The sequence below is a fragment of the Richelia sinica FACHB-800 genome (assembly GCF_014698825.1).
GTDB lineage: Bacteria > Cyanobacteriota > Cyanobacteriia > Cyanobacteriales > Nostocaceae > FACHB-800.
In genome coordinates this window covers 33,969-57,711 of the sequence record NZ_JACJTT010000035.1, presented here as the reverse complement: position 1 = coordinate 57,711, position 23,743 = coordinate 33,969, and the positions used below count along the sequence as shown (strand labels likewise).

Sequence of the window (23,743 nt, the reverse complement as noted above, 5' to 3'; positions counted from 1 at the left end):
TGATAGAATGTCGGTATCATTTTCAATAGATTGGTCTTGTTGAGAATATAAGACCTATCTTTTTTTACCATACACCTTCACATTCTTTACTCTGTCTCTTTTTCAGCCTTCTTTGTCCCCCCTTAAGCTATTTACAATTAAAATTGTATCATTTCAATTCAGCTATCAGCAACCCCTATGTAGCCGCACAACTGATAGCTGAATTAATCAATTTAAACTACAGCAACAGTCGCTTTCAACAGAAAAATTTTCTCGATTACATCTTCCACAACTTTATCGGGAGTAGAAGCACCAGAGGTTATACCTACGGTGATTTTACCTTGAGGTAACCAGTTTTCACTAATTACTAATTCTCCAGATAATTGTCGATGCTGAATAGCATCTTCTGAGTGAATTCTTTCAACACTGTCGATGTGATAGGAAGGAATTTTCCGCTCGATAGCAATTTGTTGTAGTTGAGTAGTATTTGATGAGTTAAACCCACCAATTACTACCATTAAATCGAGGTTATCTTGGACTAATTCCAACATGGCATCTTGGCGTTCTTGGGTAGCATCACAGATGGTGTTGAAACTTTGGAAATGTTGATTTAATTCAACGGGTCCATATTTCTGCATCATCGTCCGCTCAAATAGCTTGCCGATTTGCTCGGTTTCACCTTTAAGCATGGTGGTTTGATTAGCAATTCCCACTCTTTCTAAATCTTGGTCTGGGTCAAATTCTGCTGAACAGGCTTTAGCAAATTTAACTAAAAATTCTTCGCGGTTGCCACCATGGAGAATGTAGTTAGCAACGTATTCGGCTTCTTGTAAGTTGAAAACAATTAAATATTTACCAGCGAAGGAACTGGTGGCAACTGTTTCTTCATGTTTGTATTTACCGTGAATAATAGAAGTGTAATCGCCTTTTTTGTGCTTCTCAACTGTGTTCCAAACTTTAGAAACCCAAGGGCAGGTAGTGTCAACAATTTTGCAGCCTTTGTTGTGGAGAATCTGCATTTCTTGAACGCTAGCACCGAAGGCAGGTAAAATGACTACATCACCACTATCAACTACAGAAAAATCCTTTTGATTGTTTTCCACAGGGATGAATTTAACTTCCATCTCCTGCATTCTTTGGTTGACTGAGGGGTTGTGAATAATTTCGTTGGTAATCCAAATGCGTTCTGTAGGGAAGTGCTGACGGGTTTCATAGGCCATAGCCACCGCACGTTCTACACCCCAGCAAAAACCAAAGGCTTGGGCCAGACGGATGGTCACATCTCCTTTGGTAATAGTGTAGTTGCGATCGCGTATTTGTTGAATCAAGTTACTCTGGTACTCAGACTGCAACTGGCTGGCTACTTCTGCTTGGTGACCAAACCCTTTGCGATTGTAGTTTTCAGAATGCTGGAGGCTACGTTTAAAAGCTTTTGTATCCATTTGGGTTTTGCCACTCATATCACTATTGTTCATTCTCTCGTGCCAAGAGGCGATTCAAGAGGGAAAAATCTCTTAAGCTGTGGATAAAGTCATTTTACTGTGACTGGGACGGAGTATAAATCTGCAAAGCAGTCCGCCACACGAGATAACCTTGAGGACTTAAATGTAAACCATCGGTAGAAAATTCCTGACGCATATTACCTTCCTTGTTGATGAATAGGGAATGTAAGTCAAGATATTTAGCACCTTGGTCGCTAGCTATCTGTTTTAATCTTTCATTTAATTGGCGAATGCGATTGTTAGGAATGGCTAACAGTTTTTCCTTTTGTTCCCAAGTAGCTTCTTTGTCCCCATGAGGCAAAATAGATTGGACAAAAATTTGGGCTTGGGGGTGTTTTTCCCGTAAATAACGAATAATACGACGCTGATTGTCTAAAATTTCCTCATCGGAGATGCCCCGAATCAAATCATTAATTCCAATCATCACTAGCACCGTTTCGGGCTGGGTGTGGTCAAATAACTCTAATCGATTTAATAGTCCTTCGGTAGTTTCTCCAGATATCCCCTGATTTAGCCAAGCTTTGTTTTCCGGTAATAATTCCGGTGGAAACCATAAACTCAGAGAATCTCCGGCTAATACAGTCAAGCGGGGGGGCTGTTTTTCCGCCGCTACAATGGCTTCTTGTTTGAGAATTTCCAACCACTGTTGATAACTGAGTTTATGACGGGGGCCTAACTCTGGTGAAACATATTGATTAGTCCAGTTGAGGTTAACTGGTGGTGATGATGATGTGGTTGTCCCGAAGACAGGACTTAACTTTTGCTGTCGCCAAATTAGTAAGATGACCACTAACATCAGGATGGCGTTAGTGAGTAGTGCAAATAATCCCCAGATCGGAAAAGGCTTGACACGAGTGGACACGACTAGAAAACTTCACCAATGTTGAATTTGACTGTAAAACCGTAGCACTGAGTAGGTGAAAGGGGTGTAGAAGTCTTGGTATATGGGGGTATGACCCTTTGATATATAAATACCAAATAAAAATTAAAAATTAAAAATGGGAAAGATATTATTTCATCAGGGTTTTCAGCTTTAATTTACCGCATTATCTGTACAAATTGGTATTACTTAGCACTGTAACCTGTCACCTATCACCTGCTACATCATACCAATTTTCAAAAAAAGAGCGGGAATGTAGCTTGTTTATCAGATACAAGCTGTCCCGCTGTGGTTTTTGATTAAGTTTTCAGTGGTTAAAGAATAGCTAGGACATATTAATTCTTTCCCCAAACTCGGAGTTATAGCCTTCTTCACCATGTTCATTGATATCTAAACCTTGGTGTTCAGCTTCTTCTTTCACTCGCAGACCAATGGTTGCATCAATAACTTTGAGAATGATCCAAGTACCAACAGCGGCAATAATATAAGCGATCGCGATCGCTCCTAATTCTACTAGCAACTCGGAGAAGTTACCGCGCAGTAGTCCATCTTTACCAGCAGCGTTGACTTCTGTGGTGGCAAAAATGGCGGTTAAAATTGCCCCTACTGTTCCACCCACACCGTGAACAGGATAGGTATCTAAGGCATCATCTACTTGTAGCTTGTGCTTAAAGCTGACTGCATAGAAGCAGACAACGGCAGTAATAAAACCAATGAGAATTGATGCTAGAGGGGTGACAAATCCAGCTGCGGGAGTGATACCAACTAACCCAGCTACAGCACCGGTAGCAGCACCTACCGCTGTGGGTTTACCTCTCAATACTCCCTCTAAAATCAACCACATCAAGGCACCAGCAGCAGCGGAAGTATTAGTAGCGACAAAGGCTGTAGTAGCAACGTTGGTGGCTAAGTTACCAGAAGTACCGCTAGCTACAGATAAGGCGCTACCAGCGTTAAAGCCGAACCAGCCAAACCATAATAAGCCAGCACCCAGCAAAATAAAGGGTACGTTGTGGGGAGGACTCAGACGGTCTGGATGGTTTTTTCTGGGGCCAAGGACGATCGCTGCGACTAAGGCTGATACCCCAGAACTGATATGTACCACGGTGCCACCAGCAAAGTCTAGAGCGCCTAAACCACCATATAAACCTAAAAAACCTCCTTTAGCCCAAACCATGTGAGCTAGGGGCGTATAGATAAAGGTTGACCACAGAAGTACAAATAAAGAATAGGCTCTAAAGCTCATGCGTTCAGCGATCGCTCCAGAAATTAGTGCTGGAGTGATGATTGCAAACATGGCTTGATAAATCATGAATGCTTGGTGAGGAATAGTTCCCGCATAGGAAACCACTTCTGATGGATTAGATCCATCCAGATAACCAGTTGTCTCTAAACCTACACCATTTAAACCTAGCCACTGTAAGCCACCGATGAAGGGTAGACCTGGTGCAAAGGAAAGACTGTAACCCCAGAGAACCCATGTCACCCCAACAATCGCCATCAATACAAAGCTCATCATCAAGGTGTTGAGGACGTTGCGCGATCGCACAAACCCACCATAGAAAAATGCTAATCCTGGTGTCATTAGCAATACCAGACCTGAACAAGCCAGCATAAATGCTGTATCCCCAGTGTCCGCTGCTGGTGGTGCGGTAGATGTTTGAGCTAAAGCATTACCCGTGAGTAGTCCTAACACCAACAATAGGGTTAAACCCCCAACCGTCAAAAATTTTTTCAGCACTTGTTTTATTTCCTCTGCACCGACAATGTTTGTCTTAATTCAACAGACTCCGTAAAATTTGATACTTTTTCTGTTTTAAAAGTTACTCATCTTTTGTGTTGCGGCAAGTTTTAACAAAAAAATCATTATTGGGACAGTAGATGATTTTAAAAATCATAAGCTGTTGATGCAATTTTTGTATCAATTTCTTTTTGTCAGAAAATTGTTATCTTTGCCAAAAATTGCCGAGAGAATGTTAACAATAATCAATCTCCTGAGAAACTATAGCAGGTGAGAGTTAACAGGTGACAGGTGACAGTGCTAAAAGTCTTGAACTGTCTCAGTTTTAGTGTTAATTAATGTCCTAAGCTTTCTGTCAATTGCTATACAAAAAAATTAATAATTTTCTGTATGGGATGTTCTCAGACTTGCGGCACCTTGCTAGTCAATAAGCGTCAGAAGAGACATGATATTGTCCATCACTATCCTAAGAATTGTGATGACAATGAATACAATCGTGATTAAGAATCTACAACTAATTGTTGTAAATCTTGCAACACATCTACCGCAGACTGATAGCGATCGCTAAAATGGTAACAAACCATTTTATTCACTATGACAGCTAACTGCGGATTTATATCTGCCTGTTCTGTCCAGATAATATTACCGGTGCGGGAATGTTGGTGAAAATCCTGGGGTAACACACCAGTTAAAGCTTGAATAGCTATAATTCCTAAAGCGTATATATCACTAGATAATTGTGGATGCCCGGCAAATTGCTCTGGTGGTGTATATCCTTTTGTACCAATAGCAACAGTAGCTAATTCCGTTTCTTCATCATTTTTGTTTTGAATTAATTTAACTGCACCAAAATCAATTAATACCAATCTGGAATCGTTCTTGGATCTAATAATATTGCTAGGTTTAATATCCCGATGAATTACGTCATGTTTATGAATAAAAGCCAGGATTTCTAAAATTTCCATCAGCATATTAATCACAAATAACTCACTTTTCACACCTTGTTCAGGTGGCAACTCTGTACTTAAAGTATGTCCTTCAATATACTGCTGTACCAGATAAAAATTTTGGTTTTCTTCAGAATAGGCAAATAATTCAGGAATTTGCGGATGTTTACCCAAAATCGCTAAAATGTCTGCTTCCGTATTAAATAATCTTCTAGCAACTTCCAAAAATTGGGGATCTCGACGTGCTGGCATTAATTGCTTCACTACACAAATTGGATGGCCAGGTAAATGGGTATCTTCTGCTAAATAAGTCTTACCGAACCCACCAGCACCCAAGGTTTGATGAATTTTGTATCTTCCACTGAAAATTAAACCACCAGTTCTCAAACAGACCGTATCTGTTAATTCTTGGCTATGAGAACCTAGAGATTGAAAGATAGTGGTCTGATTGAAAAGTACATTTAATTCAGAAATAGCATCTTTTTGGGCATTTACTTGTTGCAAAATTAGCTGATGCTGTCGCTGACTTTCATAACCAGCATAAACTATGACAAATACACCACTAATCAATAATGTTAAACCAGAGGGAATTAACGGTATCCAAAGTGATTGAAGATACAAACCCGCAGCAATTCCCACCAAGCCAATGAGAATAAAACCTGTGACTGTTAATAATAATAAAGGATGTCGCCATTGCCATGCTAAAACAGCACCTACCAGCGACCATACCCAAATCCATAATAATTCTGTCCAATCTGTCCAGTAGGAAATTAAAGGTCTACCATCTAAAACTGTACTGATAATTTGACTGGCAATTTGGGCATGAATAAACATGCCATGAGTTCTAGCAGGTTGATTAGCCAAACTATTAAATGGCGTATAAAAACCAGGATGAATACTAGTGGCAGTAGTGCCAATAATCACTAACTTATCTTCTACCCATTGAGGTTTTACTTCGTCCCGCAAAACCTGTGTTAAAGTTACTTGTTGAGCTAGATGTTCTGAGTGACGATAATTAATTAAAATTTGATAGCCATGATCATCTGTGCTTTGATAACTGCCACTATGGGAGTGGAGACGGGGAAAAACTTTGTTACCTATTAGAATTTCTTGCTGTTGCGTGAAAGTAGGGTGAATACCTTGTTTTTCTAAATAAAGAATAGCTAATAGAGTAGCAAAAGAAATTTGAGTATGACATTTTTTATCTGTAGTTGTGGGATTAGCAAACATTAAGCCACGACGGAGAATGGCTTCATTTTCACTATCTGTAACAACATCATTAAAGCCAACATTATCAAGGGGAAAATTGGGAGGAGGAGCGATTTCTGCCCTACCAATATTACTGAATAAACAAGTAGTTACAAGATTATCTATAGTAGGTAAATTATTGCCTAAACTGGCTTGTTTGTCCCGGTAAATATTCAAACCAATCACACGAGGACGATAAGCAGATAATTTACTAAGTAATTTATTAACAGTGGCATCCGATAGAGGCCATGGTTCCTGTGCTAAATCTGCTTGGGTAATGGTGACAAGTAAAATTCTGCTATCTGCTGGTTCGAGAGGGCGCGATCGCAACATCATATCATAGGCGCTTAACTCCCAACTTTGCAGCCACTTCAATTCACGCATTCCCCAGACTAAAGCTGTCACCCCCATACTAGTCAGCAAAATGGTTGACAACCAATTCACAGTAGTCAAAGTCTGAGGATAATTCGGTTTTTTGACAGTAGATGACCGAAATTTAGCCAAAAGCAGATTAATCACGGCTTTGCGGCAGCACCCTGGATATATGGGAGATTGCAGAACTGGAAATACAGTTTAACTCATTCAAGATTGATGTAGCAATTTACTCAATCACTGTTTTTTCTACTTTATCCGCGGTTTGAGCTATATCAAAAACTATGGGACTGCCTGGGGTGGTTGAGTCCAGTTGCGCTGGTTTAGCGGTCGTAGTCCCAGATACATCACTGAAATAAGAACCAACAATTTTCTCGTAGTTAGAAGCCACAGCTAAAAATGCTCCCCCTAAAATATAGATAGGTAGGGGGAAAGAAAATCCTTGCATCCAGTCAAATAATTCTGCTAAAGCAAAAAGTAGCAAAAAGCAAGCTAGCCAAACTTTCATCCTTTTCTCTCCTGCACTGCAACCACTATAGTAAAAGGTTAAACCGCTTGCATCATAACGGATGTCCTCTGTAATCACAATGAAAACTTACCTATAGCGGTGCATGGAGACTTTCACTCTTCACAACCAAGCGCGGTCATACTGCACAGGCCAAACCTTTTCCTGTCCCAGTTTTTTGGCAGCCACATGGGGCCAGTAAGGATTTCGTAATAGTTCCCTACCTAATAGCACTATATCTGCTACCCCAGAGCGAATTATTTGATCAGCATGTTCTGGAGATGTAATTAACCCCACTGCACCAGTGAGAATATCAACTTCTCGACGAATTCGTTCTGCAAACTGACTTTGATAGCCTGGTTTGACAGGAACATTAATACCGGGAATAATGCCACCAGAAGAACAGTCAATCACATCCACACCTAAAGCTTTGAGTTCCTTACTTAAAGTGACACTTTGCTCAATGTCCCAGCCTTTATCTATCCAATCAGTAGCAGAAATCCGTACCCAAAGAGGATATTTTTCTGGCCAAACAGCGCGGACTTTTTCCACAATCTCCTTCAACAGACGAGTCCGGTTAGCATAGCTGCCACCATAATCATCTTGACGTTGATTAGCTAGTGGAGAGAGAAACTGGTGTAAGAGATAGCCGTGAGCAGCATGGATTTCAACTACCTTAAAACCAGCTTGGAGAGAGCGTTGTGCGGCTTGAGTAAAGGCATTAATTACCTCTTGAATCCCTTCTCTAGTCAAAGGTGTGGGCACTGGACTATCTTTATTAAAAGCGATCGCACTACTAGAAAATACAGGTCGCCAACCCTCTTGTGATTCATCTAAAGCCTTTCCCCCCTTACTTGGTTTCGCTACACTGGCCTTTCTTCCCGCATGAGCCAATTGAATACCCGGCACAGCACCAAAACTCTGGATGAGCGTCACAATCTTAGCTAACGACTCTATATGTGTATCAGACCAAATCCCTAAATCCTGGGGGGTAATTCTACCGCGAGGTTCTACCGCAGCTGCTTCCGTGAAAACTAACCCTGCACCACCAACCGCACGGGATGCTAAATGTACCAAATGCCAATCATTGGCGTATCCCTCTGAATTAGAGGAATATTGACACATGGGAGAAACAGCAATGCGGTTGCGAAATGTAACTTCCCGAATTTTTAACGCTTCAAACAGATGTGCCATCGGTTTTGACTTCCATCAGCTTAAATTTAGCTAATCAAAGTTTTACACTCTCTTACTTCCAATGTGGAGATTCTTAACTATTTTGCCTGTTTACACAATGGAAATCTGGTGGTGATTAAATATGCGTGGTTTGAAACCCTTGTAGAGACGTTCCGACGGAACGTCTCTACAAGGGTTTCGGAAATGTCTAAATAATAAACATCAGAAAAAAGGACTCACAGGGTTAGTAAGTCCTATAAAATTGTTGTTTTGCCGCTAATTCAGGGATTATCTATGGTTTTTTTGCAGGTTCTACCTTCGCTTCCACCTTCACAGTTTTGACACCTTTGACAGCCTTAACTAAAGTTTCTGCTTTTTTTAAGTCTGCTTCTGACCCAACTGTACCTTTGAGAATTACCTCTCCACCTTTATCTTCAACTTCTAATTTGTTACCAGGTAAACCTTCCTTCAATTTTTTAGTCACTTCTGTTTTCAAGTCACCTGTAGTTGTCTTGCCTGTGGTTTTATCAGTTGCCTCTGTCTTCGATTTATTGTTTTTATCAACTGATTTTTCCTTACCAATTTTGTCTGTTTTAGTGGTTTTATCAGTAGTTTGGGTTGTATTAGATGCTGATTTGACTGATGCCGAAGTTCCGTTATTACTGGATGTTTCTGTGCCAGTTTGAGACGATTCCTGACAACCAAATAGACTAGCTACCAAAATACTGCTAACCACCAAGGTAACAAGTTTCTTCATATTCATCTCCTAGTGAGTAATTGAAGCGATTTATGAGGTGTGTTTCTGAGGAGCGAAATATTAAAAAATCATTAATTGTTCAACAACAATAATGCTTAAATTAGCTTTAAAGTTGCTGAAAACCCAATTTAGCACCAACCTAGATCCTGAAATCTAGCTCTCTGTTGTCAACAACATCAATCTGACTTTTTACGGCTACAGAATAGAGCAGATTGATATAGAGTCAATAAATATTATCAGATATATAAGATTTTGGCGATGTTTACTTAAAGTTTGGTGACATCACCTGAAAATATTGCCAACCTCAGACTAAAGAGAGGGAATTGCCCCTAAATTGTTCGGTTCTACGACTTCCATTACTCCAGCAAAGAATATAACCTCTTTATGTATAGAGTGCAAAATCTACCCTAGCCGCTTTTAGATGCTCTTCAATCAAGGGGTGAAAACCTGTGTACGAATGGATCTTACCAAGTTTGAGAGAAGTGTTAACTGGTAGCCAACCCAGCATAACTGAATGTTCATCTGCTCAAGCAGAGCAACAATGGCGTGTAAGTCTAGCCGCAACAGAAAACCTGTTGCTCAAAACTTTAGCCACAACTTCATCTGAAACTACCCATGGTTTGGTTATCACCGCACCAGCACCTCTATTTAGTCAACCCCAACTCACCCAGAGTTTACAAACCGTCACTTTCACGGCTAAACCCTTTAATCCTCTAGCGCTGATGCCGTTTCAGATTCCAGTAGCAATAGAGGAGGAAATTACACCCCAAGAGTCTATCTTACCTTTACTACCTGCTGACCCTTTGGGTATGGAGCAGTTCTGTCTAGTATTCACAGAAAGATTCCGGTTAGTGTTAGTGTTAGCAGAACGCAGTAATGGTCAAAAAGAATTTGCTTTTTCTTTTGAACCAGATGTAGTACAGCAAGCATGGCGAGCCATTGGCGCTAGGATTATCTTAAATAATCCCGAATTATTTGCAGATTTAGATGTACTTGTGCAGGATTACGCTCCCGCTACCCTGGACTATCACAGTATTATTCACTTCACACGTTGTATACTTCAGGAAGTCGGCGAGCCAGAAGCAGATAAGGTCGCATCTCCATCTCCCATATCTACTTCCCCCCATCCTCCCATCACTCCACCTGCTAAACCATCTCCCCGTCCAGATGTGGAGTTACTGCAAGCTTTTGCTCATGAAGTCCGCACACCGCTAACTACCATTCGGACAATGACGCGCTTGTTACTCAAACGGCGAGATTTGCCAGATACTGTCATTAATCGCCTGGAAATTATTGACCATGAATGTACTGAACAAATCGACAGAATGGAGTTGCTGTTTAAAGCTGCGGAATTAGAAACTACTGCTACCACAAAACCTGTTAATACACAGTTAACTCCCACATCTCTGGATCAAGTTTTACAGCAAAGTATTCCCCGCTGGCAACAGGCAGCAAATCGCCGCAATTTAACTATAGATGTAGTTTTACCCCAGCAGTTACCAATGGTGGTGAGTAACCCTGCTATGTTAGACCGGGTACTGACTGGGTTGATGGAAAATTTTACCCGCAGTTTACCTCCTGGTAGTTGCATTCAAGTGCAAGTCATTCCTGCTGGTGACCAACTGAAATTGCAACTATCGCCACAAATCGACTGCCAAAACAATAATCAGACAATTAATCCACCAATTCGTAAATCTCTTGGACAATTGCTGATGTTTCAGCCGGAAACCGGGACAATCAGTTTAAATATGGCTGCTACTAAACATTTGTTTCAAGCCATTGGTGGGAAATTAATTGTTAGGCAACGCCATCAAAATGAGGAAGTTTTGACGATTTTCTTACCATTAGAAATCAGTGGTAAGCAGAAGGTGGGAGTTAAGTAATATCTATTTCATATTTTTCAGCTAGCACTATATAAAATTGCCTGTGATTATGTTTTTTGATATTAAATTAGGCATCTGGGATAAATATTTTTTTCACGCATAGTCACTACAGAAGAGAACACAAAGAAGGACTTTATCACGATGTCTAATGATGTGTGAATTATCCAGATATGAAAATTGATTTCTAAATTTTAAGGTAGTACCTCTGGTTCAGATTCTCTGACGGCTACAGAGATAGAATTAACTTTTTTAGTTCCAGATGCTTCTAAAATACTTTGAGAAATTGATGGAGTTATTTCTGGAACAGAAGTCATATTCTTGTTTCCTCCCAGTTTTTCCCGTTGATTGATTAAATAAATACTGACTAAAGTCAAGAGAACGCCTCCCCATTGAATAGGAGAAAGGACTTCAGACAGAATGAGATGACCAAAAAGCAAAGCAAAGACTGGTGTGAGGAAGGTGAGGGAACTGAGGCTAGTGAGATTACCACTGGAGGCAAAATAGAAAAAGAACCCGTAAGCGATCGCACTCCCAAAAACTGTGGCATAACTTAAAGATAGCCACTCAGTTAATGCCAAATTTTGCCACTGTTGGCTTTCCCACGCCGAAGAAATACCCCACAAAGGCAAACCACCTAAAATCATATGCCATCCTGTCGCTGTCACTGGGTCAGCATACTTACAGACAAAACGAATCAGCACAGTTCCCACAGCCATGGATAAAGCTGCTAGCAACATCAACCATTCACCGCTAGCCAACAAGTTTTCCCAGTTGAATGCAGGGATATTTACCCCTGAGTCCAACAAATGAATAATTAACTCATCAGGCAAGCCAATTAAACTAATACCCGCAACACCCAAGCCTAAACCCAACCATCCCCAAAAGCCTATATGCTCTTGAAATAACCACAGAGACAGCAATGCTACAGCTAAAGGTTGGGAATCAATCATCACTGAACCTAAACCCGCACTGGTTCTCACCAAACCTTCTGCTAAAAAACCTTGGAACAGAGAACCATCGATTAAGGCAAATAAAATGATCCATGACCAAGCTTTCCATCCCTGGGGTTGGGGTCTGGCCATAAATCCTCCAGTCAGTAGAATTAGCACCCCAGCCGGTAGTAATCTAAACCCCGCCATGAATAGGGGTGTGGTATGGGGAATCACGCCTTTCATCGCCACCATTGCCGTACCCCAGAGGAAAAAAGGAGCAATTAGTAGTAAAGACGCTAAGGGAGATTTAGATCCTCTCAGTTGCAGTTGCATCGGTTGGCTGTGAAGTTTTGTAAATTATGTGAAACAGTTACTTCCCCTAATTCTACCGAAACATTGCGTTTTGTGAAGGAATTAATACTTATTAGTATTATAAAATACTTGTTTTTTGTCTTGGTTAAAGCGAATCGATAATGTTAAAATATCATTTTTTACCTGTAATTATGTATTTATTCGGCTTTGTGATTAATAAAATTAATAATCCAATATTTATTTGTATCAAAACAATACTACATTAAGTAATCAAATATGAATAAAATAAATCTGCAAAAACTCATCATTGGTGATTTAAGTTGGAAAAGAATGATAAAATCTCTAATTTTTATCTACCTATTTTTTGCTATTTATGTTTATTTTCGCGCAGATAGCATGATTTTTTTGCCCCAACCATCTAGTTATCAAGATAATCAGAATATTTTTAAATTAAAAACTACAGATAATCAAAAGATTTCTGCTATTTATTTACCTAACCCCAAAGCCAAATATACGATTCTTTATGCCCATGGTAATGCGGAAGATTTAGGTGATATTCAGCCTGTATTAGCAAAACTACACAGTTGGGGTTTTAGTGTATTTAGTTATGATTATCGTGGTTATGGTACTAGCGGAGGTTCACCCACAGAAAAGCACGCTTATCAAGATATTGAAACTGTCTATAATTATTTAACAAATAATTTAAAGATTGCACCAGAGCAAATAATAGTTTTTGGACGTTCTGTAGGTGGTGGTTCCGCAGTAGATTTAGCTGTGAAAAAGCCAGTAGGTGGTTTAATTGTTGAGAGTGCTTTTACTTCAGCTTTTAGGGTGGTATTACCTGTGCCAATTTTACCCTTTGATAAGTTTAATAACCTGGATAAAATTAGTAAGGTTAAATCTCCAGTATTAGTAGTACATGGGACAAAAGACGAAGTAATTCCTTTCGCACATGGACAGAAGTTATATGCTGCTGCGGCTTCTCCAAAATTGTATTTTTGGGTGGAAAATGCCACACATAATGATGTCATGCTGGTAGCAGGGGAAAAATACGCTAAGAAACTACAAGAATTTACAGCTTTACTCTCTGTTCCTTAAGCTAAAAAAGCGTCTAAATTTGGTACATCTACCCATCTTCCTGATTCATGGGATTGATGAGATAAATCCATTAATAATTGTGAGTAAACTCCTTCTCGCAAAGATGGGGTGGTTTGTTGATTATTTTCTATTGCTTCTACCCATTGATTGACCACACGAATAAAAGCACAAATGCGACCATCATCGTAATGTTGGGGAAATAATAATTGTTTGGGGATTTCTAGTTCTGTTAAAGGCTGACCACTTTGGGAACCCCAAACACGGAAACCGTGAATATAATCTTTTTGATGTTCACTTCCTAATACTAATGTGCCTTGATCTCCATACACTTCTAGCCAATGGGGTCGAGGTGCATGAACTACGGCACTAATGGAAATTTGGCAAGGTGTACCATCAGCTAATTCTAGAGATAATAAGCAGGTATCATCCGTATTTACTGATTTTAATTCTCCGCTAGTGGGGTCAATTCTTGCGGGAATAGCTGTACTTAAATAAGCGTTTAATTTGCGAACTGGCCCAAATAACCAATAAATATAATCAAAGGCATGGGAACCGAGAGAACCTAAGGCACCACCACCTTGCGCTTGATTAGAATACCAATTCCAAGGACGAGATGTATCTGCACGGGATGAACCTAACCAGTCAATTTTAATGAGACGGAATTTACCGACATAACCTGATGATAAAAGTTGAGAAAAGTATTGCCATCCAGGTACAAATCTAAACTCAAAATCTAAGGTAGCAATGACATTTTGTTGTTGCGCTAATTGATATAGTTCTTTGGCTTCAATGGCGTTTAAAGTTGTGGGTTTTTCTAGTAAGAGATGTTTTTTAGCTTGTAAAACAGCCTTTGCCATTTCGTAATGTAAAAATGGCGGTGTAGAAATGCTAACTGCTTGGACTGTGGGTAAAGCGAGAATTTCCTCTAGATTATCGCTAGCGTAGGGGATATGATGGGTGGTAGCGATCGCTTTGGCTTTGTTGATGTCTCGATGGTAGACTGCGGCTATTTCGGTGTTGTGATGTGCCTGAAATGCAGGAATATGAACCTTTTGACCAAATCCAGTACCGACAACTGCAACACCTATCATAAGCTATTCAAAATTAATTGTTCTAAATGTGAAAATTCATAACATGGTAATTATAACGAGAGCTAGATGAGTTACAACACCAAGTTATGGCAATAATTATCCCTGACTGGCAGGATAATAGTATTTACCTATTTTGCAATTGAAATTAAAATCTGAGGATTTCTTGGTCGTAGTTATCGGGTAAAGGTTCAATTTCCCAGACAATACCTTCTCCGGCATCTAAAGCCACCTCAATAAATAATGATTCTACCGCAGTTGTGGCTACAGCTTCATTATTGGGGAAGGGTTGTAAATCTTCGGTGAGGAGTCGCAGTTTAAAGCCACCGGGGATATTTACACCAACAGTGAGATGTCGCAATTCAAACCGCCAGGTTTCCCTTTGCGGGATGATGGATAATTCATATAATTGGCCAGCGATCGCTAGTTGGCGAGATATACTTTGCTGTGGTTGATTTTCGATGACGCTTCTGGCACCAGCAGCACCAAATTCTAAGTTTAACTTTCCCCAACCCGCAGTTTCTGCAACTTGAGAAACTCCCCTTTGCAACCATTGTAAAACTGACCATTGTTCTGGTAGTCCTAAGCGTTGTTGAGATAATTTTTGTCGCCACCCCCCATGAGCTATTAATCCTGCCCATAATGTAAAAGGGATAGCTAGACGAGGTGTAATGATTTCTGGGTTAGCTAACCGAGTAATTAAGTTTTCTGCTTGTGTTTGGGGTAAGGATGGTAGAGGTGAAATAACTGCGCGGGTAGTTGCGGTGGGACAAAGTTCTAAAGTTAGGGTGAGGACATTAATATCCGCAATCATATCACTAGCATCTAAGGAATAAGTGCGATCGCTTGCATCATAAGTACCATTTTCTTTCAATGCGGCATGAGTGCAATAACCCCAAATTTTCACATAACCATCTTCCGGTTCCACCTGGACAGCTAAATAATAGTCTCCCACCCAACCAGGAATATCCACCCATTCTTGGGGAACACGAAATTCACTTAAATCTATATTGTCGTTAGGAATTAAAATCAGTCGAGTTGTATCAACAGTTAAAGCAGTTCCAGTGACCAGTTCCCAAAAACTGGATAAAACAGTGATAGTTGGCCAAACCTTTGCTTGTGGTGTTACATCCTCTTGTAACCATTGCAAGACAGCACTCAAGCAAAGTTCATTAATATAACCTTGGTACTGTGAATAGGAGTTAGAAAAAGTTTGACCCTGGAGACTCACCTGTTGTGGGGTGGTTTTGGGTATTTCTAAAATTAGGTCTGTGGGGTTGGTAAAGGTAAGCATATGTTTTGGGGGAGGGAAGGAGTTCAGAAGTCAGTAGGGGCGGGTTTACAGATATCATCAACTATGAACGAGAATTTTGGTAAACCCGCCCGTACAGAAGTTCAGGAATAATATGTTTGTAGCCATTCTTCAACAACCACACTCATACTTTTGAGTAGGTCTGGTGTGAGGGTAATATGCAAATTATCGCGACTCCAGGTAGCGAGGGACTTTAATAGGGTTTCTTGGGCTTTTTTTAGCCGACGGGAAACGGTGTATTGTTGTATTTCTAATTTTTTAGCTATTTTGTCTTGAGTGAGTGCCTGACCGTAATACAGTTGTAAAATCTGTTGTAATTGTTGTTCTAGTCGGGATATGGCTGTAATTAAAACCTGCTTGACTTCTGTTTGTTGATGATTTCGCGCTTGCTGTTCTTCTTGGGCAATAATTTCGTTAACTAAAGATTCTTGTTGTAAACCTGGCAGATTATCTAACCATTCTAGGGAATCATCCCCACCTTTGGGCGTGTTCAGAGAGTCTAGGTTGGGATAAAGATACTTACGAATAGCTTTTGCCGCATTTAACAACCATTTTTCCAAAGTTTGGGGGTTGATTTGTTCCTGACTTTGGGAATAATAGGATTGTGCGATCGCTTGCCAAGTTATAGCATCTGGGGGCGGAAGTTGGCGAGAAGTACCTGTGGGTGTGGGAACATAATGAATTTTCAAACAGTCCCAAGCTAATAGGTAGGCATTGATTTCTTTTGCAGATAAACCAGCAGCGTCTAATGCTTCTGATAATCGCTTTTTCGTAGTTTTTCTTAACAATCCCCAATCTGTGCAGATATCAACCTCATGGCGTTGGCGTAAGGTTTCCCGAATAGCATTACCAAAAACCGTGCTAGCGTAGTTTTTCAGGGTAAAGTTGTGATTCGCGTTAAACCCTTTAAGAATTTTCTCAACTTGAGCAATAGCAATTTGAAAACAATCTGATAATTGGTACTGGGTACTGGCAAAACTAGTGACGGTTTTTTGTGCTACCCAATAACAAGCTTCCTGTAAATAAGCACTGAGATGTTCCCTAGCTAGAGATTGAGTTTCCGGGACTTGCCAAAACTTATACCAATAAAGCGACCAAAAATACTCTGAAGTTTCCTGTGGTGTGCGGTGGAGACAATTTTGCATACTCCGACGCAACTTTGATTCTACCGCCCAATGACCAAAGCGATCGCCCGCAAACTGCACAAATGTTGAAAAACTTTCAATGATGTTTTGTCGAGGTTGCATAAAAAATGATCAGCCTACCTATAGAAATAGTGAAGGCGTAAACAAACAACGCTTTCACAAACTTTACTACAAGGATAAGTAAAATGTTAAAACGTTCATTGACCCTTGCCGCTTCTAGTTTAGCCTTAGCTACCGCTTTAGTTAGTCCTGCTGTAGCTGCACCCAGTGATTTTGTGGGGACATGGGTGAACAAAGATACTAATACTCGCGGAATTACTCGTTTAGTTATTACGTCTGGGGGAGGAAATACATTAAATATTCAAGTTTTTGGCAAATGTCATCCCACGGACTGTGACTGGGGAAGCACATCATTAGTCACCTATGGACTTAATGTCCAAGATAATGATCATACCTACGGAACAGCCAATTATAACCAAGGTTTTTCTAATAATATCTTAACCATAAATTTAGGAGGTCAACAAGTGATGTTGCAAAGCTTTACCCAGTTTTTAGATAATAGTGGACGGCAAAACTATTACTCCCGTGACTATTTTCAAAAATCAACCAAAATCAAATTTCCAGTTGATATTCGCTCTTTTCCCATTAGACCAAATCGCTAAATAGAAACAAATGCGAAATTACAAACATCAAGATTGCATTATGTCACAGGTTTAGGTGATTCAATTATTATCGATTATAGGCATCTTCTAAAAAGTGTAGAGAAGCTCCCCCGGAACTTCTCTACAGGAACATAGACAATATATGTTTAATTTCTGGAGATGTCTAATGCCAATTTTTAATCAAATAACAACCGATTTTTTTACTGAAATTTATAGCTTAATTAATGCTTCCCATTTGCGTCATAATTAAATCATACCAACGATGTAAAGACGTTACATTTAACGTCTCTATGAATATTTACAAATTTTTTATGACTTACACAAGATTAACTTATTTTCATCATTGCGACCGCAGGGAAGAAATCTCAAACCCATATTTTTCTTAGCCTATGGGTAAGTCCTGTTTTTTTCGTCTCTAAAGCGCCTCTGTATGCAATATTAATTATTTAATTAACCTAAAAATAGCTATAATCGATACTCTTGCTTTTTTCTATTATTAAATTTGTAATTAAACTCATGTGTCCTCGTGGTGTTGCCACCAATCAATCAACAAACAATCAAACAACCCTCATTACCAAAATTTGGCTATTATTGGTAGGAGTAAATCAATATCAAGATCCACAGCTTCCATCTTTACGGTATTCCGCAGTTGATTGTCAAGGACTAGCAGCAGCATTAAAAACTGCAACTAATCAGTATTATTCACAAATTGAAGTGAAAATTTACCATGATTTTACTTCTCAACTCCCTTTATTAAATAATGTGCGTGTTGGCTTACAGGAAATAGCCAAATCTGCTCAAGCATTAGACACAATATTAGTTTATTTTTCTGGTCATGGTATTCTTCATCCATCCACACAGCAAGCATTTCTTTGTTTAGCAGATACAGAAAAAAATGATATAGAAAATACTGGCTTATCAGTTCAAGAATTATTACAAACCATTGGTGATAGTCAGGCACAACATCAATTAATTTGGCTAGATGCCTGTCACAGTGGAGGAATGACACTGAGAGGAGTAAATCCCACGCCCCAGCTAGTTGAATTATTGCAAAGAAAGGCTGCGAAAACCAAAGGATTTTATGCTTTGCTATCTTGTGATGTCAATCAACAATCATGGGAGTTTAACGAATTAGGTCATGGTGTCTTTACTTATTATCTCATTCGGGGTTTGCAAGGGGAAGCAGCAGATAATCAAGGAGTAATTTCGGCGGATGGACTGTACCGTTATGTTTATCATCAAACCCTATTATATATAGATAAAATTAATCAACAATTACGCTTAATTAATCAGCAAAAGCGTGGTAAGGGAGAAACACAACTTTTTAGTGAATATCCTTTGCAAACACCGAAGCGCATTGTTGAAGGTGTGGGAGAACTAATTTTAGGAAAAATTCCAGTTATTCCCGATTTACATGCTGCAAGAGTAGCATTGGTAATTGACGGATTGATCAATTCACAAATTGCCCTGGAGTTGAGTAAAATTTTAGCTACTACTGGTGGATTTGATTTACAATATTTCCCTCGTGGAGAAGCTATAACTAGTCAAGATATTCGCATAGTCATTCAAGAGTATTTGCATGTATCTACTCCATCACAAGAAACCACAACATTGTTATATCTCCGGGGACAATTGGAAGAGAATGCAGATGGAGAAGCTGTATTAGTGTTGTTAGAAAATATTTGCTTAAGCCGTGCTTGGCTACGTCAGCAGTTACGCCATTGTCAAGCTAATCAACAAATTATAATTTTAGATTGTTTGGGAAATTCTGCTGCTCTACAAGCATGGGTAGAAGATTTACAATTAGCAGCAGAAAAAAGTCAATGCATTATCGCTGCCAATTCTCCTAAACATAACTCAGAACTATTCACCCAAGCACTGATTTCAACTTTAAACTCTGCTTCCCAATCTACTGGTTTATCAATAGCTGGTTGGATTAGTCAATTACAAGTTTCTTTAGCAGGAAATGTGGATTTACAGATTTGGTTATCTGGTACGCAAGGAGTGATAGAAATTGTTCCTGCTAATACTCATAATCGTCATGGTACAACAGGATTAGATTTAAAAATTTGTCCTTATCGAGGTTTACGTGCTTTTCAAGCTGAAGATTATCAATATTTTTATGGAAGAGAATCTTTAACTCAGCAGTTAATTAATGAATTAGCGAAAAAATCATTCTTAGCTGTGGTAGGTGCATCTGGAAGTGGTAAATCTTCTGTTGTTCAAGCGGGGCTAATTGCCCAATTAAAGCAAGGTAAACAATTACCAGGCAGTGAGTCTTGGTGGATTAAAGTTTTACGTCCTGGTATACATCCATTAACAGCTTTATCCCAAAGACTGACAGATAAAAAAGATGAAAAAAATCATCTTGTTTTAGAAGGAATGCTTTATCAAGGTGTGGAAGGTTTCGTTTATTGGATACGCAACCGACCAGAACCAATGGTTGTTTTGGTAGTTGACCAATTTGAAGAGTTATTTACTCTCGCATCTGATGAAGATAGAAGACGGTTTTTAGAGTTGGTATTTGGTGCGGTAGAATATGCACCAGATAGGTTTAAGTTAGTAATTACATTAAGGGCTGATTTTATCTCATCTAGTTTAGAAGTTCTCCCTCTCGCGCAATTATTACAAAAATCAAGTGTGTTAGTTCCACCCCACCTCAATGATGATGACTATCGTCGCGTTATTGTGAACCCTGCGGAACAGGTAGGTTTAAAAGTGGAACCTGGTTTAGTGGAAGTTTTGTTACAGGAGTTAAACCACTCTGCGGGAGACTTACCGTTGTTGGAATTTGTCTTGGAACAGTTGTGGGAGTGTCGGGAAGGAGGAGAGTTAACTTTAAAGGCTTATCAGCAGCAGGTAGGGGGAATTAAGGCTGCATTGGAGAGGAAAGCCCAAGGAGTGTACGATAATTTAGATAATTTAGCCCAAGACTGTACTCGATGGATTTTTCTTTCCCTCACCCAACTGGGAGAAGGTACGGAAGATACTCGTCGTCGGGTGTTAAAGTCTGATTTGGTGGTGAAAAAGTATCCCCAAGAGTTGGTGGAAAGAACTCTCCAAGCTTTAACTACAGCTAAGTTGGTGGTGGTGAGTTTAGAGGGGGAGGTGTTAGGAACTGGAAAGGGTGAAGAATTTACAGCTATCACTGGTAGCGACTTAGTGACCATTGAGGTCGCACACGAAATTTTAATTCGTCATTGGTCAAGCTTGCGCTGGTGGTTGGAGGAAAATAGAATTAGATTGCGATCGCAACGTCAAATTGTACAAGCAGCTACTTTATGGAAAAATCACGGAGAACAGGCTGATTTTTTGTTACAGGGTGTGCGGTTAGCAGAAGCGGAAGAAATTTATGTTAAATATACTGATGAATTATCGTCAGATGTTCAAGATTTTATTATTGCTTGTTTAGAGGCTAGACAACAACAACAATTAGCTCAAAAAAAGCGTCTAAGACAAGCGCAAATAGCAGTAGTTGTGATTAGTTGTTTAGGAATTATATCTAGTATTTTTGGTGGGTTAGCTTATTGGCAAAAACAAGCTGCCCAAATGCGCGAAATTGCCGCATTAAATGCTTCTTCTCAGGCTTTTTTATTATCTCATCAGCAATTAGAAGCTGTAATTGCTAGCATCAAAGCTGGACGAGAATTTAAACAAGTTTTTGCACCTGCGGTTGATCTAAAAATATCCACTGTAGCAACTCTACAACAAGCACTGAATGAAAGCGAAGAAATTAATCGTCTTTCTGGTCATAGTCAACAAATCAATGCAGTCAAGTTTAGTCCTGATGGAAAAATGATTGCTTCTGCTAGTGATGATCAAACAGTAAAACTTTGGACTGACCAAGGAAAGTTAGTTTTTACCATCACAGGATTTTCTCAACGAGTTAAATCTATTGCTTTTAGTCCCGATGGTCAATTGATTGCCGCTAGTGTAGGTAATAATATTCAACTTTATCATCGCAATGGAAAGTTTATAAAAACATTCACAGGGCATCAAGATATAGTGACTGAAGTTAACTTTAGTCATGACGGTAAACTACTTGTTTCTAGCAGCTTAGATAAAAGTATTAAGGTATGGGATATTAATGATAGTTTAGTAAATAGCTGGAATGCTGCCAATGGTTGGATAAACACGGTGAGTTTTAGTCCCGATGACCAAATGATTGTTACTGGTGGGGAAGATAATTTAGTCAAAATTTGGCGTAAGAATGGTCAATTAATTAAAATATTGCCAGGACATCAAGGACGCATTACTAAAGTTGTGTTCAGCAATGATGGTAAATTAATCGCGACTGCTAGTGCAGATAAAACGATTAAAATGTGGAATCAAACGGGAAAGTTACTCCACAATTTAACTGGGTACACTCAACAAATCAACAGCATGAGTTTTAGTCCAGATAATCAAACTCTTGCTTCAGCATCTGCCGATAACACAATTAAACTGTGGGATATCGATGGCAAATTATTAGCTAATATTACTGGACATAATCAACCAATTAGAGATATTGCTTTTAGTCCTGATGGAAAAATTATTGCTTCTGCTAGTGATGATAAGACAGTGAGATTTTGGCAAGTTAAAAATCACCAATATATATCAGGTGATATTTATAGTATTGCTGTGTATGGTCATACCTTCGCTGCGGCTGGTTGGAATGGCAATATTTATATTAATGAAAAAAGTAAACTAACTCACTTTCAAGCTCATCAAAATATAATTAATGCTATCAGTTTTAGCCATGATGGTAAAATTTTAGCTTCAGGCAGCGCTGATAAAACTATTAAAATTTGGCAAAAAAATAAATTAATCAAAAATTTCACAGGACACAAAGATAGAGTTACCAGTTTAAGTTTTAGTCCCGATAATCAAATTCTCGCTTCTGGTAGTGCTGATAAAACGATTAAATTATGGCGTTTAGCTGATGGTAAACTATTAAAAACATTCACGGGACATAGTGACGAAATAACCAGTATTAACTTTAGTCCCGATGGTCAAACCATAGCTTCAGGAAGTTTTGACCAGACCGTGAAAATTTGGCGCAGAGATGGCACTTTAGTCAAAAATTTTACCGAAAATGGTTTAGCGATCGCTTCCGTAATCTTCAGCCCCAATGGTCAAGTTATCGCTGCTAGTAGTTGGGACAACACCATCAAACTTTGGAACCCAACCACAGGAAAGTTAATTCATAGCCTCACAGGACATACAGATGGTGTCACGAGCCTCAGTTTCACCTCTGACAGTCAAATTCTCGCTTCTGGAAGTGCTGACCAGACTATCAAGCTGTGGACTGTTAGCACCGGTGAATTATTAAAAACCTTATCAGGCTATCCTCATCCCATCACTAGCCTGAGTTTCACAACTGATGGTCAAACCTTGGTCGTAGGTGGGAAAGAAGCGGGGGTAATGGTGTGGAATTTCGACTTAGATAGCTTATTGTCACAAGGATGCACCATCATAGCATCCTATCTCCAAAATAACCCAACCCTCACCTCAAGCGATCGCTCTCTTTGCCAAAATTAATGATTGATATGACAGAACAGCCTCTACAGTTCTTGGGTAAACTAGATCAAGATATTGCTTAATAAGTCTTAATAAATTTATCATGAGTACAGATACACCTGTGAACACTCCTGAGCAAACCGAGTCTACATCTGGCAGAAGAGTGAGAAACTTCCTCATTGCAGTAGTAGCTATCATCCTCAGCGTAGCTTTATTTTTAGGATTAAAAACACAATCAAATTCCGTTTCTCTTACCCAACTAGACCAAGAATCTACACCCTTAGAAACAGCCGTAACAAATCAAAAGCCGAGTTTAGTGGAATTTTACGCTGACTGGTGTACGGTCTGCCAAAAAATGGCCCCAGACATGGCCCAACTGAAACAAGAGTATGGTGAAAAACTCAACTTTGTCATGCTCAACGTAGATAATACAAAATGGTTGCCAGAAATTCTCAAATATCGTGTCGATGGCATTCCCCATTTCATCTTTTTAAATCAGCGTGGAGAAAGCATTGCTGAAGCCATTGGTGATATTCCCCGCAACGTCATGGCCAGTAACCTAGAAGCTTTGGTCACAGGTACTCAATTACCTTATGCACAAGCTTCTGGTAAAACTTCCGAATTTTCTGCACCAGTAATCAAGCAAAGCAGCAAAGATGACCCACGCCTTCATGGTAGCCAAGTAGTCAATTAAACTCCAACCAGGGT

The 23,743-nt window shown here is 39.5% G+C and carries 16 protein-coding genes; 5 read left to right on the top strand and 11 right to left on the bottom strand.

Annotation, left to right across the window (positions count from 1 at the left end):
* Positions 1 to 212: 212 nt before the first annotated feature.
* The 7 genes from H6G73_RS19520 to H6G73_RS19490 all read right to left on the bottom strand — a co-directional run bounded on the left by H6G73_RS19520 (position 213) and on the right by H6G73_RS19490 (position 9,104).
* Positions 213 to 1,421: a 4-hydroxy-3-methylbut-2-enyl diphosphate reductase gene (locus tag H6G73_RS19520; RefSeq protein WP_190607508.1), complete on the bottom strand. Its 1,209-nt coding sequence runs from the start codon at positions 1,419 to 1,421 to the stop codon at positions 213 to 215.
* 94 nt (positions 1,422 to 1,515) lie between these two features.
* Entirely contained in the window at positions 1,516 to 2,343 is an 828-nt protein-coding gene (locus H6G73_RS19515; protein WP_244997492.1) for an SGNH/GDSL hydrolase family protein, read from the bottom strand.
* A 343-nt stretch (positions 2,344 to 2,686) separates the two neighbouring features.
* Positions 2,687 to 4,102: an ammonium transporter gene (locus H6G73_RS19510; protein ID WP_190607495.1), complete on the bottom strand. Its 1,416-nt coding sequence runs from the start codon at positions 4,100 to 4,102 to the stop codon at positions 2,687 to 2,689.
* Positions 4,103 to 4,602: 500 nt separating this feature from the next.
* Positions 4,603 to 6,816, bottom strand: a complete 2,214-nt coding sequence (locus H6G73_RS19505; RefSeq protein WP_190607494.1) for a CHASE2 domain-containing serine/threonine-protein kinase — start codon at positions 6,814 to 6,816, stop codon at positions 4,603 to 4,605.
* An 82-nt stretch (positions 6,817 to 6,898) separates the two neighbouring features.
* The gene (locus H6G73_RS19500) at positions 6,899 to 7,177 is read right to left on the bottom strand and encodes a hypothetical protein (protein ID WP_190607492.1); all 279 of its coding nucleotides are present in this window, start codon (positions 7,175 to 7,177) and stop codon (positions 6,899 to 6,901) included.
* 120 nt (positions 7,178 to 7,297) lie between these two features.
* Positions 7,298 to 8,368 (bottom strand): NADH:flavin oxidoreductase/NADH oxidase, encoded by a 1,071-nt coding sequence (locus H6G73_RS19495; protein WP_190607490.1) that lies wholly within the window; start codon positions 8,366 to 8,368, stop codon positions 7,298 to 7,300.
* A 271-nt stretch (positions 8,369 to 8,639) separates the two neighbouring features.
* The gene (locus H6G73_RS19490; RefSeq protein WP_190607488.1) at positions 8,640 to 9,104 is read right to left on the bottom strand and encodes a BON domain-containing protein; all 465 of its coding nucleotides are present in this window, start codon (positions 9,102 to 9,104) and stop codon (positions 8,640 to 8,642) included.
* Positions 9,105 to 9,553: 449 nt separating this feature from the next.
* On the opposite strand from H6G73_RS19490, the gene H6G73_RS19485 reads away from it, so the two are divergent.
* Positions 9,554 to 10,987, top strand: a complete 1,434-nt coding sequence (locus tag H6G73_RS19485; protein WP_190607486.1) for a sensor histidine kinase — start codon at positions 9,554 to 9,556, stop codon at positions 10,985 to 10,987.
* Between the two features lie 191 nt (positions 10,988 to 11,178).
* On the opposite strand, the gene H6G73_RS19480 is transcribed toward H6G73_RS19485, so the two are convergent.
* Positions 11,179 to 12,252 (bottom strand): DMT family transporter, encoded by a 1,074-nt coding sequence (locus tag H6G73_RS19480; protein WP_190607485.1) that lies wholly within the window; start codon positions 12,250 to 12,252, stop codon positions 11,179 to 11,181.
* A gap of 255 nt (positions 12,253 to 12,507) precedes the next feature.
* Here H6G73_RS19480 and H6G73_RS19475 point away from each other — a divergent pair, with 255 nt between their 5' ends.
* Positions 12,508 to 13,329, top strand: a complete 822-nt coding sequence (locus H6G73_RS19475) for an alpha/beta hydrolase (RefSeq protein WP_190607483.1) — start codon at positions 12,508 to 12,510, stop codon at positions 13,327 to 13,329.
* On the opposite strand, the gene H6G73_RS19470 is transcribed toward H6G73_RS19475, so the two are convergent.
* The 3 genes from H6G73_RS19470 to H6G73_RS19460 form a co-directional block, all read right to left on the bottom strand.
* The gene (locus H6G73_RS19470; protein WP_190607481.1) at positions 13,326 to 14,420 is read right to left on the bottom strand and encodes a Gfo/Idh/MocA family protein; all 1,095 of its coding nucleotides are present in this window, start codon (positions 14,418 to 14,420) and stop codon (positions 13,326 to 13,328) included. The two genes, H6G73_RS19475 and H6G73_RS19470, sit on opposite strands and share 4 nt — an antisense overlap.
* Before the next feature lie 145 nt (positions 14,421 to 14,565).
* Positions 14,566 to 15,711 carry a DUF1822 family protein gene (locus H6G73_RS19465; protein WP_190607479.1) on the bottom strand — a complete coding sequence of 382 codons (1,146 nt, stop codon included), beginning with the start codon at positions 15,709 to 15,711 and terminating at the stop codon, positions 14,566 to 14,568.
* A 101-nt stretch (positions 15,712 to 15,812) separates the two neighbouring features.
* Positions 15,813 to 16,976 (bottom strand): sigma-70 family RNA polymerase sigma factor, encoded by a 1,164-nt coding sequence (locus tag H6G73_RS19460; RefSeq protein WP_190607477.1) that lies wholly within the window; start codon positions 16,974 to 16,976, stop codon positions 15,813 to 15,815.
* An 83-nt stretch (positions 16,977 to 17,059) separates the two neighbouring features.
* On the opposite strand from H6G73_RS19460, the gene H6G73_RS19455 reads away from it, so the two are divergent.
* From H6G73_RS19455 to H6G73_RS19445, 3 genes are all read left to right on the top strand, one after another.
* A complete protein-coding gene (locus H6G73_RS19455; RefSeq protein WP_190607475.1) occupies positions 17,060 to 17,536 on the top strand; it encodes a hypothetical protein in 477 nt (158 codons plus the stop codon).
* Positions 17,537 to 18,052: 516 nt separating this feature from the next.
* Positions 18,053 to 23,056 (top strand): nSTAND1 domain-containing NTPase, encoded by a 5,004-nt coding sequence (locus H6G73_RS19450; RefSeq protein WP_190607473.1) that lies wholly within the window; start codon positions 18,053 to 18,055, stop codon positions 23,054 to 23,056.
* 82 nt (positions 23,057 to 23,138) lie between these two features.
* Positions 23,139 to 23,729: a thioredoxin family protein gene (locus tag H6G73_RS19445; RefSeq protein ID WP_190607471.1), complete on the top strand. Its 591-nt coding sequence runs from the start codon at positions 23,139 to 23,141 to the stop codon at positions 23,727 to 23,729.
* The last annotated feature ends 14 nt before the right edge of the window (positions 23,730 to 23,743 follow it).